This is a genomic window from Rheinheimera sp. (genome assembly GCF_036568245.1).
GTDB lineage: Bacteria > Pseudomonadota > Gammaproteobacteria > Enterobacterales > Alteromonadaceae > Alishewanella.
This window is the reverse complement of the sequence record NZ_DATCSY010000214.1, coordinates 1-13,364: the sequence shown is the minus strand read 5'-3', so window position 1 is coordinate 13,364 and position 13,364 is coordinate 1. Positions and strand designations below refer to the sequence as shown.

At 50.3% G+C, this 13,364-nt stretch carries 13 protein-coding genes; 5 read left to right on the top strand and 8 right to left on the bottom strand.

The window, feature by feature from the left end; all coding sequences use genetic code 11:
• Window positions 1–56: 56 nt before the first annotated feature.
• Together VIN66_RS09980 and VIN66_RS09975 are read left to right on the top strand one after the other, a co-directional pair.
• Window positions 57–413: a VanZ family protein gene (locus VIN66_RS09980; RefSeq protein ID WP_331923846.1), complete on the top strand. Its 357-nt coding sequence runs from the start codon at window positions 57–59 to the stop codon at window positions 411–413.
• Window positions 380–1,279 (top strand): 2-dehydropantoate 2-reductase, encoded by a 900-nt coding sequence (locus VIN66_RS09975; RefSeq protein WP_331923845.1) that lies wholly within the window; start codon window positions 380–382, stop codon window positions 1,277–1,279. The genes VIN66_RS09980 and VIN66_RS09975 overlap by 34 nt, the downstream gene beginning before the upstream one ends.
• A 2-nt stretch (window positions 1,280–1,281) precedes the next feature.
• Here the strand turns inward: VIN66_RS09975 and thiI are convergent, their stop codons facing one another.
• The 3 genes from thiI to pomA all read right to left on the bottom strand — a co-directional run bounded on the left by thiI (window position 1,282) and on the right by pomA (window position 4,557).
• The gene (thiI, locus tag VIN66_RS09970) at window positions 1,282–2,739 is read right to left on the bottom strand and encodes a tRNA uracil 4-sulfurtransferase ThiI (protein ID WP_331923844.1); all 1,458 of its coding nucleotides are present in this window, start codon (window positions 2,737–2,739) and stop codon (window positions 1,282–1,284) included.
• A gap of 84 nt (window positions 2,740–2,823) precedes the next feature.
• Window positions 2,824–3,786 (bottom strand): flagellar motor protein MotB, encoded by a 963-nt coding sequence (locus tag VIN66_RS09965; protein ID WP_331923843.1) that lies wholly within the window; start codon window positions 3,784–3,786, stop codon window positions 2,824–2,826.
• A 3-nt stretch (window positions 3,787–3,789) separates the two neighbouring features.
• Window positions 3,790–4,557: a flagellar motor protein PomA gene (gene pomA, locus VIN66_RS09960; protein ID WP_134056147.1), complete on the bottom strand. Its 768-nt coding sequence runs from the start codon at window positions 4,555–4,557 to the stop codon at window positions 3,790–3,792.
• Window positions 4,558–4,756: 199 nt separating this feature from the next.
• On the opposite strand from pomA, the gene xseB reads away from it, so the two are divergent.
• Genes xseB through dxs form a run of 3 tightly spaced genes read left to right on the top strand, consistent with a single transcriptional unit; the run spans window position 4,757 to window position 7,766 of the window.
• Window positions 4,757–5,002 (top strand): exodeoxyribonuclease VII small subunit, encoded by a 246-nt coding sequence (gene xseB, locus VIN66_RS09955; protein ID WP_134056150.1) that lies wholly within the window; start codon window positions 4,757–4,759, stop codon window positions 5,000–5,002.
• Window positions 5,003–5,004: 2 nt separating this feature from the next.
• Window positions 5,005–5,892, top strand: a complete 888-nt coding sequence (ispA, locus tag VIN66_RS09950) for a (2E,6E)-farnesyl diphosphate synthase (RefSeq protein WP_331923842.1) — start codon at window positions 5,005–5,007, stop codon at window positions 5,890–5,892.
• A 14-nt stretch (window positions 5,893–5,906) separates the two neighbouring features.
• Complete coding sequence (dxs, locus tag VIN66_RS09945; protein WP_331923841.1) at window positions 5,907–7,766, top strand: 1-deoxy-D-xylulose-5-phosphate synthase; 1,860 nt, start codon at window positions 5,907–5,909, stop codon at window positions 7,764–7,766.
• A 46-nt stretch (window positions 7,767–7,812) separates the two neighbouring features.
• On the opposite strand, the gene VIN66_RS09940 is transcribed toward dxs, so the two are convergent.
• From VIN66_RS09940 to ribE, 5 genes are read right to left on the bottom strand one after another with little or no spacing between them, the layout of a single operon-like run.
• Window positions 7,813–10,848 (bottom strand): diguanylate cyclase, encoded by a 3,036-nt coding sequence (locus VIN66_RS09940; protein ID WP_331923840.1) that lies wholly within the window; start codon window positions 10,846–10,848, stop codon window positions 7,813–7,815.
• A 26-nt stretch (window positions 10,849–10,874) separates the two neighbouring features.
• A complete protein-coding gene (locus VIN66_RS09935) occupies window positions 10,875–11,354 on the bottom strand; it encodes a phosphatidylglycerophosphatase A (protein WP_331923839.1) in 480 nt (159 codons plus the stop codon).
• A gap of 10 nt (window positions 11,355–11,364) precedes the next feature.
• On the bottom strand, window positions 11,365–12,327 hold the full coding sequence (thiL, locus tag VIN66_RS09930; protein ID WP_331923838.1) for a thiamine-phosphate kinase: 963 nt from the start codon (window positions 12,325–12,327) through the stop codon (window positions 11,365–11,367).
• Window positions 12,328–12,360: 33 nt separating this feature from the next.
• Window positions 12,361–12,774: a transcription antitermination factor NusB gene (nusB, locus tag VIN66_RS09925; protein WP_226766962.1), complete on the bottom strand. Its 414-nt coding sequence runs from the start codon at window positions 12,772–12,774 to the stop codon at window positions 12,361–12,363.
• 17 nt (window positions 12,775–12,791) lie between these two features.
• Window positions 12,792–13,256, bottom strand: a complete 465-nt coding sequence (gene ribE / locus VIN66_RS09920) for a 6,7-dimethyl-8-ribityllumazine synthase (protein WP_226766964.1) — start codon at window positions 13,254–13,256, stop codon at window positions 12,792–12,794.
• Between the last annotated feature and the right edge of the window lie 108 nt (window positions 13,257–13,364).

Here is a 13,364-nt window from a genome sequence, read left to right as displayed (position 1 = left end):
GTGATTATAACCAGAAAACTGTTACAATCCGAGCGCCATATATTACGGGGGTTTTTGTGCCGCAGACTGTCTACCGCGTTTTTTGCCTCTCCTTCTTCGTGCTGGCGACGGCAAGCTTTCTGGCTGAGCTGAACGGCCACCGTGTTATTGCTGGCTTTGCCCACATGGACAAGCTGGTACATTTTGGTATTTTTGCCCTGCTGGCTGCACTGCTGTGGAAAGGCTTTAAATTAGCGCCGCTAACAGCCTTTATTGTGCTGGGCAGTTACGGCGGCGCCATTGAGCTGGTACAGCATTACTTTACCCGCCGCCAGGGTGATTGGCGTGACTTTGCTGCAGATATTGCCGGCGTCGTCAGTTTTTATCTGGTGCGTAGCCTGTGGCACAAAGTACGGCCCCGCAGCCAGCGTTAAGCTGGAGTATTGTTGGCCGGGGCGCTATAGGTTTACTGGCGGCCAGCCGCCTGCAACTGGCAGGCTTTGATGTCACTCTGTGGCTACGTCAACCTCAAAGCTGCAGTGTCGAATTTGATGGGCACCAATTGACGTTTCAGCCCGCTGTGGCACCGCTGTCAGCGGTACTTATTCCGGTAAAAAGTTACGCGGTAACAGAGGCCATTCAGGCACTGCTGCCGGCTCTGGCGCAGGATGCACAGCTGGTGCTAAGTCATAACGGCATGGGCAGTATTGAACAGGTAAAACCAATGCTCGCCGCCGGGCATGGTTTATGGTTTCTGACCACGACCCACGGGGCGCTAAAACAACCAGATGCTGTGCAGCATACTGGCACCGGCAGCAGCACACTGGCAGCACTTAACGATGCAGCGAAAGTAAAACAGCAGCAGGTACTACAGGCAATGGATGTGGCGCTGGGTCCGGTTAACTTCACCGACAACATTCAACCGGCGCTGTGGCAGAAACTGGCCATCAACGCCGTGATAAACCCACTGACAGCACTGTACAATTGCCGCAATGGCGAACTTGCCGCACAGAAATACCACCAACACATCGAAGCACTGGTCACCGAAGTGTGCCAGGTTGCAGCAGCCTGCGGTTATCCAATGTCTGCACACAGCACCTTGCAAACCGTACTACGGGTTATCAGCAGTACTGCGCAGAACTTCTCATCAATGCAGCAGGATTTAGCGCATGGCCGGCGTACCGAAATAGACGCAATAACAGGATATGTAGTACAACAGGCGGTGCACCATAATATCAGCGTGCCGCATAATCAGGCGCTGCTGGAGCAGATTTTACTGCGCCAGCAACAGCTGTATTAAGATTAAGGCCGGTACACCGATACGTTTTTAAAGCCCTGCTCTTGCAGTACCACCGCTTGCAGCCGGCTCATGACACCGCGCTCACAGTAGCAGTAATAGTGCTTGCTCTGATCCAGATTAGCAAACTGCGACGCCAGACGGAAAAACGGCAGCTCAACCACGTCATGCCCTTCGACAGTCAGCGGCTTGACGTCTGTTTCCTCCGGGCTACGGATATCCAGCACTACCGCATCGGCAGGTAACTGCGCCAGTACAGTGACCACATCAGCCTGTTGCTCAGCCTGGTATTCTATAGTGCGGATATCCAGCACCTTGGCATCCTGCACTGCCTGGTCCAGCACAGCAAAATCGAAGTTCTGCTCATTGGCGATAACCTCGGCCAGCGCGGCATTGACCGTAGGTTTACGCGAGATGACACCGCAATACTCCGGCATACTTTTGGCAATATCTTCAGCACCAATCTTAGCTGCCAGCGCGATGATCTCCTGCTTATCCTGGTAAATCAACGGGCGCAGGATTAATGTCTCGGTGACCCGGTCAATCACGCTCAGGTTGGCAATGGTCTGGCTGGAAACCTGGCCAATACTTTCACCGGTGACGATAGCTTTAATACCCAGCTTCTCTGCTACCGTGCTGGCGGCGCGCATCATCATGCGCTTAAGGACAACGCCCATCAGCCCGTTATCGATAGTCTCTAAAATCTGATCAACCACAGGCGCAAAATTGACGCTGACAAATTTAACCTTGTGCGACAGGCTGTATTTTTGCCAAATCAGGTGCGCCATCTCACGTACACCGGCTTCATGCGCAGCGCCACCGAGATTAAAAAACAAATAATGCGTGCGAAGGCCTTTGCGGATCATCAGGTAGCTGGCGACGGCTGAATCGTAACCACCTGAAATCAACGACAGCACATCAGACTGCGATGGCAAAGGAAAGCCGCCCATGCCCTGATGCTGTTTGCGCACCATAATCAACTGATCTTTTCGTACTTCAAGCGCAACAATGATATCCGGTTTAGTCAGTTTTACCTGTGCAGATGCCACCAGTTGGTTTAAGCCGCCGCCAATATAACGCTCCGCTTCAATTGACGAGAAATCATGCTTGCCGGCACGGCGCACCCGCACGCAAAAGGTTTTGTTCTGTATTTGCTCGGCATATACAGCGGCGACCTGCTCATAGATATCATGCAAAGAGCTGAAGGTGCTCGACTGCATCTCAGAAAAATGCACGATGCCCGGAATACAGCTTAAGCGGTCAATCAACTGTTGGTGGATAGCTACATCATCACTGGGGCAGCGGATCGTCAGGTGATCGTAATTATTGTTAACTTCGATATTGCTGTCGGTACGCAGCAAAATGGTCTTGATGTTGCGCTCAAGCAACAACGTCTGGCGTTTACGCACCGACTTGCTTTTAATGGCAATTTCCGGGTGCAGTTTGATAATAAATTCAATCATCGGACAGCAGCAAATATCAGCAGGGAAAAAAGTGGCGCAGATTATAGCGGATCTCTTAACAAAGACCTAATCTGCGCCAATGCTTTATTGACTGGTGTCTGAGGCAGGTTCCAGGCTTATCGGGTCAGACTCTTTTGCCTTACCCTGCATAATCGAAATTTCTACCCGACGGTTGCGACGCCGGTTTAAATCAGTGTCGTTCGGCACCAGTGGCTTGGTATCGGCATGCCCCACCACCACTAAACGCGTACGGTCAAAGCCATCGGCTTTAATCATTTCGGTCGCTACTGATACCGCACGCTTGGCAGATAAATCCCAGTTATTACTGTGCAGCTCATCCGATACCTGAATATCATCGGTATGGCCGGTAACTGTAATTTCGCCCGGAACATCGTTCAGCAAGCTGCCAATCCGCTGAATAATCGGTTTAAAGCGTGGCTGTAAAAATGACGAGCCAGATGGAAAAGAGCCATTTTCGCGGATGCGGATAATAATTTGCTGGCCCAGTGACTCCAGCTCTATCGCACCGTCGACAATTTGTTTTTCCAATTGTTCAGCCAGCTTTTTCACCATTTCATTGGTTTGTTCCTGCTGCGCTTCTACCTGCGCCTCAGCCGTTGCCGATTCGCCATCCATGATTTCTTCCGCATTGCTGACCGACTGGCCACCGCTTAAATCTTCCCGTTGCTCTTGTCGGCCACCGGCAGAATCTTCCTCACCAGCCTGAAATTCAATTACCTGCTGGGTAATTTCAATCGTCTGCTGCTGCAAGGTCTCTATCGGCGTCGGATCCGGCCGGCCGGGCCGGAATTCCATCGCAATAATGCTGGTGCCTTTTGGTATATCTTCCACTTCGATTTTATTCTGCACCCCAAAGGCAAACTTCATTGAACCGGCAATCTGCTTAAACTTCAGCACATCCATTTCAGAAAACGCCAATAGCAGTACGAAAAAGCACATCAGCAGCGCCATCAAATCAGCGAAGGTGCCCATATACGCCGGCAAACCGGGTGGTGGGCATTTACACTCTTCTGCTTCATCACTCATGACTTACTCCGCAGCCGCTGGTTCACGTTTACTTTGCGCCAGATAATTACGCAGTATCCCCTCAATCACTTTCGGGTTTTGTCCATCCTGAATACCCAAAATAGCATCAAGAATTAGCTGGTTATTGGTCTTTTCCTGCGCATTGCGGATGGCCAGCTTGTCTGCCAGCGGTATCGCAATAATGTTGGCAATAAAAGCGCCATATAAAGTAGTCAGCAAAGCAACCGCCATCGCCGGACCGATTGCTTTAGGGTCATCCATATTCGATAGCATCGCGACAAGACCTATCAGCGTCCCGATCATGCCCATTGCCGGCGCGACATCACCGAGGCTTTTAAAGATAGCAATAGCGGTTTCATGTCGCTTTTCTGTCAGGCTGATGTCCTTTAATAAGGTCGCACGCACTACGTCAGCGTCATGTCCGTCCACCAACATGTTGACACCTTTTTGCATAAAGGCATTGGGTATCTCAGCTTCTTCCAGTGCCAGAAAGCCGCCTTTACGCGCTGAGTCTGCCAGTTGTACTGCTTTTTCAATCAGCTCTTCCGGCGCCTCAATTTTAAACATAAAGGCTTTTGCTGCAGCTTTACCCGAGGCAAAAAACTGACTGAGGGTAAATTTGGAGATAACCACGAAAATAGAACCAGCAAATACAATCAGTACAGATACAGTATCCATGAACATGCCGGGAGCGCCGTTACTGCCCAGGATCATTGCCATTACCACGAAGCCAATTGCGCCCAACATACCAACCAGGGTAGCTATATCCACTCTTATCTCCTTAGATCAAGCACTGCTACATCGACCGTCTGTACAAGTTTATCTTAGACGATAGCTGTTTATCGACAACAGCAAGCAATGATTGAGTATAAATTACGTGAAATTATCTATTTAGCTTTTCACTTGTGCTTTCTGATTGACCATAATAGCCTGCTAAGGTACCTTTGCGCACACTTTTTCCGGGGGCAGTATGAGCAAGAAAAAAGCCGATTTGAGCCAATTCGAACAAACCTTGTCCGAGTTGGAACAGATAGTACAACAACTGGAACAGGGAGACCTTTCTCTGGATCAATCTTTAGCCCGGTTTGAACGTGGTATTACCCTTGCCCGGCAAAGTCAGCAATTATTGCAAGGTGCGGAACAAAAAGTGCAACTGCTGATGCAACAACAGCAACAGGAAAGCCTGCTGCCCTTTGAACCAGAGCAAGGAGATTAGGTGTGCTGCCTGCTAATTTGCCGCTGTATCAGCAACGGGTAGAACAACACCTGCAACAAGTATTATCCCAACAGCCGGCAACCGACAGCCGTCTGATGCAAGCGATGTCTTACAGCTTGCTGTTAGGCGGAAAACGGGTACGGCCTTTTCTGGTATACAGCTGTGGCACTATGCTTGGTGCCAGCCTGCATGATTTGGATGGTCCGGCAGCTGCGATAGAGGCGCTGCACAGCTACTCATTAATTCATGATGATCTGCCGGCAATGGATAATGATGATTTACGCCGAGGCAAACCCACCTGCCATAAGGCATTTGACGAGGCCACCGCCATTCTCTCTGGTGATGCCTTGCAAACACTGGCATTTGAGGTACTCAGCAGTCATCCTTACCAACAGGTTAAGGCAGACATCATACTGCAGATGATTCAGCGGCTAACGTCTGCTTCCGGTTATGCAGGTATGTGTGGTGGGCAGGCAATTGATTTGGCACAAACCAACCAAAGCACAACGCTTGAGCAACTGGAGCGGATGCACCGTTTAAAAACCGGCGCCCTGATAGAATGCGCTGTGCAACTGGCCTGGCTGTGCAGCCCATCTGCCGATACCAGAGAATGCGACAATCTGCTCAGGTATGCCCGCGCTTTAGGGCTGGCATTTCAGGTGCAGGATGATATTCTCGACATAGAAAGCGATACTATGACCCTGGGTAAGCCTCAAGGCTCAGATACCAAAGCCAACAAATCGACCTATCCGGCACTACTGGGTTTAGAAAATGCCAAAACCAAAGCGCAGCAGCTTTATCAGGAAGCGCTGAACGCTTTGGCCGACTTACCGTATAACACTGATGAATTACGTGCCTTTGCGCAGTACATTATCGAACGCAGGTTTTAACACAGGCAAGGAATATGGCGTTAGATATTAACGATTACCCGTTATTAGCCAAGGCTAATTTACCCGAGCAGCTCAGATCGCTGCCACAAGAAAAACTGCCCGCACTCAGTGACGAGCTGCGCAGTTATTTGTTACGCAGCGTCAGTCAGAGCAGTGGCCATTTCGCCTCAGGCTTAGGCACCGTTGAGCTGACGGTGGCATTGCATTATGTCTACAATACGCCGTTTGACCGGGTGATATGGGATGTTGGCCACCAGGCTTATCCGCATAAAATTCTGACCGGCCGGGCAGAGCGTATGCACAGCATCCGGCAAAAAGACGGCCTGCATCCGTTCCCCTTCCGCGAAGAAAGCGAGTACGACGTATTGTCTGTCGGTCATTCCAGTACGTCAATCAGTGCCGCGCTGGGTATGGCAATTGCCGCACAGCAGGCCCGCAGCAACCGCAAGGTCGTGGCAGTTATCGGTGACGGTGCTATTACTGCCGGCATGGCATTTGAAGCACTGAATCACGCGGGTGAAGTCCGCCCGGATATGCTGGTTATTCTGAACGATAATGAAATGTCGATATCAGAGAATGTCGGCGCATTAAACCGCTATTTTGCCCGTATTCTGTCGGGTAATTTTTACACCAGCCTGCGTGAGGGCGGTAAGAAAATATTAAGCGGCGTACCGCCACTGCATGAGCTGGCGAGCCGTGCAGAAGAGCATTTCAAAGGCATGGTCACGCCGGGCACCTTCTTTGAGGAACTGGGTTTTAATTACATAGGCCCAATCGATGGCCATGATGTGCAGGGGCTGGTGAATACCATCCGCAATATGCGCAACATGAAAGGCCCGCAGCTGCTGCATATCGTCACCAAAAAAGGCAAAGGCTATGCACCGGCAGAGGCCGATCCAATTGGCTACCATGCGGTGTCGAAATTTAATCCGGACGACAAAAAGCAACCGGCTAAAAAAGCGGGTTTGCCAACGTTCTCGAATATTTTCGGTAGCTGGATTTGCGACATGGCCGAGCAGGATGAGCGCTTACAGGCAATTACGCCGGCGATGCGTGAAGGCTCTGATCTGGTACGGTTTTCAAAAGCGTTTCCCAAGCGCTACTTTGATGTGGCTATTGCAGAGCAGCATGCAGTCACACTGGCGGCCGGTATGGCCATTGAAGGCTTAAAACCGGTAGTGGCTATTTACTCCAGCTTCCTGCAACGTGGATATGATCAGTTAATTCATGATGTTGCTTTGCAAAATCTGGATGTTTTATTTGCCATCGACCGCGCTGGCGTTGTTGGCGCAGACGGCCCGACGCATCAGGGCGCTTTTGATATCAGTTTTATGCGCTGTATTCCTAATATGGTCATTATGGTGCCGTCTGACGAAAATGAGTGTCGTCAGATGCTTTACACCGGTTATCAGTATCAGGGACCAGCAGCAGTGCGGTATCCGCGCGGCAGCGGCACCGGTATAGCAGCAGAGCAGAAGATGCAGCTGCTGGCACTGGGTAAAGGCAAGGTTACACGTCAGGGTAAGCGTATCGCAATACTGGCATTTGGTCCTTTGCTCAGCGCCTGCCAGCATGCCGCAGAGCAGCTTAACACAACTCTGGTTGACATGCGGTTTGTCAAACCGCTGGACGAGGCTCTGTTGACCGAGCTTGCTGACTCGCATGATTATTTTGTTACGGTCGAGGACAATGCGGTGATGGGAGGCGCCGGTTCTGCCGTGAACGAGTTTATCAGCCGGGCGAAGCTGGATGTGCGCAGTGTCAACCTGGGCTTACCAGATCAGTTTATAAAACATGGCAGCCAGCAGGAGATCTATACAGAGCTCGGCTTGGACAGTGATGGCATCTACAACAGCATCAGTGCGCTGAAATAACACTATGTTTTTGATAAAAAAGCCTGCGTTCTGCAGGCTTTTTTATTCATAGCTGGGTGTTTTTCAGCTCAAAGCGGGCAAGGCCTGCGGCCAGTAAACGCTCTACCTGGGCTTCAACATGAGATGAGTCTTCAAACTCAAAGGCATCAACCTGTTGGTCAAAATGAATAGTAGCGACACCATTTTTACCGGCATGCTTCACATGGTACAGCGCCATTTCAGCCAGTTGCAGCGAAATTTCCCAGCTGATCAGTTGCCCGCCCAGCAATTCGAGGGGGAAGATAGCGTAACCGACAGAGCAGGTTAAACGGGTGCGGTGACCATCCGGTAAACTGAATACCGTTTTGCCAATCAGCTCGTTTAACCTGTAACTGAACTGTTCAACCAAATCAGTCTGGATATCACGTAGTACCAGCACAAACTCTTCACCGGCAAAGCGTACCACGTAGTCTGAACCTCGCGTTTCACGAATTAAAATGCCTGCAACCTGCTGAATGCAGCTATCGCCGGCAGTATTACCATATTGGTCGTTAACCTGTTTAAAGTTATCCAAATCCAGGTGAATTAACGCAACACATTTGCCCTGCGACTGCATTGATTCGCGGTTACGCTGAAAGTGCTCAATGTCTTTTGGCAGTTGCTCGAACATAAAACGACGGTTGCGCAGTCCGGTCAGACTGTCTTTATGCGTCAGCAATGTTAGCTGCTCATTCAGTTCATTAAGCTTCAGGTTACTGTTTTCCAATTCCTGCGTACGCTGTCTGACCAAACGCTCGAGCTGCAGTTGCTGATTAACAGTATTGCGCCGCAGCAACCACAGTAAGCCGTACAGGCAAAACAACGCTAAAAGCGCCCACAGCCCGCGATAAATAAAGGTTTCATCAAAACGTTTAGGTACTACTATGTCCAGCTGAGTAGATTGCTCGTCAAGCCAGGTGCCATTATCAAAGCGCGTCTGCACCTGAAATACAAAGCGCCCGGGCGTAAGGTTGGTATATACCGCTTCGCGCCGGTCACCAACGTCATGCCAGTGCTGATCAAACCCCTGCAACCGGTAACGAAATTGCAGTGCCGCCGGTTTAATAAACTCCAGCGCCGAATACTGCACGCTAAGATTGCGATCGTCCAGGTCAAGCACTAACCGCGATTGCAGACCATCAACATGATAGTTACGCAGCCCCTGCACATTCTTAATGACTGGCCGCAAGCTGCTGCGCTGTTGCTGATCGAGCTGCACCGGCACTGCAACCAGGCCCTTTAACGTTGGATACCAATACTGCTGTTGCCAGCGCACAACTTTAGCTTGCCCTGCACCGTTGCAACAGCGCCCGGGCACTGTGCCAAGCTGCCTGTCATACGGGCCGAGAATTTCATCAGCCTGCACTGCACCCTGCCCCAACATAGCAAGTTGTGCTTTGTTCAGCCTGAAGATCCCCTTATTACTGCTGACCCATAATTTGTCGCTGCTTGCGTCAAACGCCAGACTTACGACCGGGCTGTGTGGCAGCCCATTACCAGCGTGCCATTGCAGCCATTGTGTCTGCTGCGGTAATTCTACAAAGATACCATCGTCCAGTGTTGCGGCTATAACAGTGTTGTCCGGCAGTATCTGCAGGGCTGTGATGTAGCTGTTATACAAAGCACTGCCAACACCGAGCCGGGTCAGCCGCCCTGATTCGTACTGGTATAATCCTCTGGTTGTACCGAAGATAAGGGTTTGTTGCTGTTGTTGTAACACCGTAATGTGACGTGATTCCAGTTCGCTGTTGAGCGAGAAAGGCGTCAGGATGCTATTTTGGTAATGAAACAACCCCATCACGCCCCCAATCCATACACCATCAGCGTTATCGGGCTGCAACACCCTGACGGTGTAGCCATTCAACGATGCGAACTGCGATTGAAGTTCAGGCTGTCCGCGCTGATAACGCAGCACCCCCTGGTCTGTTGCCAACCACAGCTGCTGATTGTCAGGCCAGTAAACATCATGCACTGTACTGGCACCAAGCTGCGAGGCATTAAGTAAAGAACGATAATTGCCATCAACATCCAGCTCACCAACGTCAGATTGTCCGGCAATTAACAACGTATTGTCCGGTGTCACGCCCAAACTTCGCACGACCGGATCTGCCGTTGCCGGTACGATACGGCGGATATTGCCAACAGACGCCCGATAAATGCCATCGCTAAAGCTGGCCAGCCAGATATTGTGGTCTTTGTCCTCGAAAATATCGCTGAACCAAGGGTAACTGCCGAGCTCATCGCCGGTAATATGCTGCCATTTCTGGCCGTTATGGCGGTGAAATAATTTTCGGTGTGCAGAAATCCAGCTATTGCCCCGGCTATCTTTCAGCAGTTTATAAACAGCCGTATTGTTATTGTCTGGCAGGTCACACTTTTTGACATCACCGGATTTATCCAGATGATAAAAGCCTGCTTCACCGGCAATGTGCAAACCGTTGTCTGTCCAGTACAGGTCGTAAATCGGCGTTTGCATCAACTCAGGTGGCAACAGGAAACTTTCAGTATTACCTTCAACGTCGATACGAAATAACTTATCTGTGCTGGTAACCCATACCTGGTTATTGACCAACTCCAGTTGGCCGACCTGAGAGCGGATCTGCTCTACCCGGCTGACTTTGCCATCACGAACACGGAACAAAGAGTCTGCGGCTACCCAGATTTCGCCTGGGCTGACTTCAACGATAGCGGTAACTTCGGACAGGATTTGATAGCGCTCAAAGGTCAGGTCAACGGGGTCAAAACCAGATAACCCGGCTTTAGTCCCCACCCACATGTAGCCCCTGCTGTCGTGATATAAACGGGTAATAGCATTGCTGGCTAAATGGCGGTGCGTTTCTTTATTGAAATGTTCAAACTGCATGCCATCGAAACGGTTTAACCCGTATTGTGTCGCCAGCCAGATGTAGCCTTGCGCATCCTGGCTAACCGAGCGCACCGAATTATTGGATAATCCCTCAGCACTGCCCCAATGCTTAATATCAAAATCGTACACTGACTGTTGGTTATATGCCTGACAGGCAAAGGTACACAACAATAAAAGCAACGATAAGGTGTTCTTCATTGTGTGCTCTCTTCTTATTATTCGTTTTAGCCCAGGGGTAAAAAAGGTAGCAGCAACTGCAGTGTCAGGCAGGCAGCAACGCCTGCTGCAATATCATCAAGCATAATGCCCAGCCCGCCGTGTACATGTCTGTCCAGCAAACTGATTGGCCAGGGTTTTACAATATCAAACAGGCGGAACAATACAAAGCCCAGCAGTATCGTTTGCCAGTGCAGCGGAGCCCACAACATAGTAATGGCATAACCAACGACTTCGTCCCAGACAATAGCCCTGTGATCATGCTCGCCAATATCGTGTGCCGTTTTGCCGCAAACATAAATACCCAGTAACGAACCGGCAACAGCAAACAGCAACAGATAGTTGTTACCCAACAATAGCAACAGCACTACCAGCGGCACGGCAGCCAGTGTACCAAAGGTACCGGGCGCTTTCGCTGCCAGGCCGCTACCAAAACCGAGTGCCAGAAATTGGTGCCACTTCTTCAGGTCAAACCGTGCTTTAGTCATAACAGGTACATCATACAAAGTGCACAAAACCGTTGGGCTGGTAACTAAATGGCTGCTCAGCTTGCTTCAGTTCCAGCTTGCCGGCTACGCCGGTAATGCGGCCGATGCAACTGACAGGCGTGCCGTAAGGTGACAGCAATACGTCCAGAGAGCCGCGTTTAGCTTCCGGTACGGTAAACAATAATTCGTAGTCTTCGCCGCCAGACAGTGCCAGCTGCATCGCCGTTGTCTGATCGCAGCTGTCTTTAACTGCCTGAGACAGCGGCAGACGCGACACATCAATGCTGGCACCGACGTCAGAGCGCTTCATAATATGCTGGATATCGCTGTACAAACCATCGGATAAATCCATAGCGCTACTGGCGATATTACGCAGTGCCTGCCCTAAAGCAACACGGGCTGAAGGATAATGAAACCGCTGCAAGATATGTGTTTGATGTTTCTTACTCACTTCGTGTAAGCCCTGGCACAGCTTTAAGCCAAGCGCAGCGTCACCAAGCGTACCGGTAACATAAATATAATCACCGACTTTGGCGCCACTGCGGGTCAGCGCTTTACCACGAGGTACTATGCCTTTAGCAATCATCGTCAGGCTCATCGGGCCCCGGGTGGTGTCACCACCAACCAGCTGACAGTTATAATATTCCGCCGTTTCATGCAAACCGGCAGAGAACGCAGCAAGCCAGTCTTCATCTACTGCAGGCAAAGTTAACGCCAGCGACAACCAGGCAGGTTCAGCGCCCATAGCCGCCAGATCACTGACGTTGACGGTAACCAGCTTATGACCCAAAGCTCGGGGATCATCATCAGGGAAAAAGTGTGTACCAGCCACCATAGTGTCGGTCGTGACCACCAGGTCATATCCATCACGCACCTGCAGTACGGCACCATCATCGCCAACGCCTATAGCGGCATCCTGGCGACGGGCACCACTGTTACTGAAGTAACGGGAAATGAGTTCGAATTCACCCATAAAATTAAGAAGCCGACAATTGTCGGCTCTCCTTTAACTAGGACGCAATACGCGTACGGCTTTATCCAGAATGCCGTTGACAAACTTATGGCTGTCATCTGCGGCAAAGGCTTTTGCCAGCTCGATGGCTTCGTTAATAATGACTTTATACGGTACGTCCAGACGGTATTTCAGCTCATAGGCCGACACACGTAAAATAGCCTTCTCAACAAAATCAATTTCATCAAAAGGTCGGTCTAAGTACGGTTTTACCGCCTCATCCAGCACCGCATGGTTTTTCACCACACCACGTAACAAATCCTGAAAATAGCCAACGTCAATGTGCTTAACATTGGTTTCCAGCAATAATTGCTGCTCTATCTCTGCAATAGGGTTCTGGCTGACATGCCAGCTGTATATTCCCTGCACTGCAAGTGACCGTGACTGACGACGGGCATTTGGTTTCATGTAAATGTCTCTTCCTGTTACAGCTTGGTCAGCAGGTTAACCATTTCAAGCGTAGACATGGCAGCCTCGCTACCTTTATTGCCGGCTTTGGTGCCAGCGCGCTCAATGGCCTGCTCGATGCTGTCTACAGTAAGTACACCAAAAGCGACAGGGATGTCATGCTGCATCATCACTTGCGCTATACCTTTAGTACACTCACCGGATACGTATTCAAAATGAGGTGTGCCACCACGGATAACCGCACCTAACGCAATGATACCGTCATATTTTTTACTGGCGGCCACGCGTTGTACAGCCAGCGGCAGCTCAAAAGCGCCAGGCACTCGGATCACGGTAATATCCTGTTCAGCTACATTGCCAATACGCTGCAACGTGTCTGTTGCACCATCCAATAAGCTTTCAACAATAAAGCTATTAAACCGTGCTACGACGATCGCAAACTTCTTACCGTTAGCAGAAAATCCCGCTTCAATAACCTGCATACGTTACCCTTAAAAATCTGACCGTTAAAAATTAGCCGTGCATAATAGCACAACCCGACAAAAAGCGGCATAGTCTTTCTACTGCCGCTTTGTTGTGATTAGCCATTA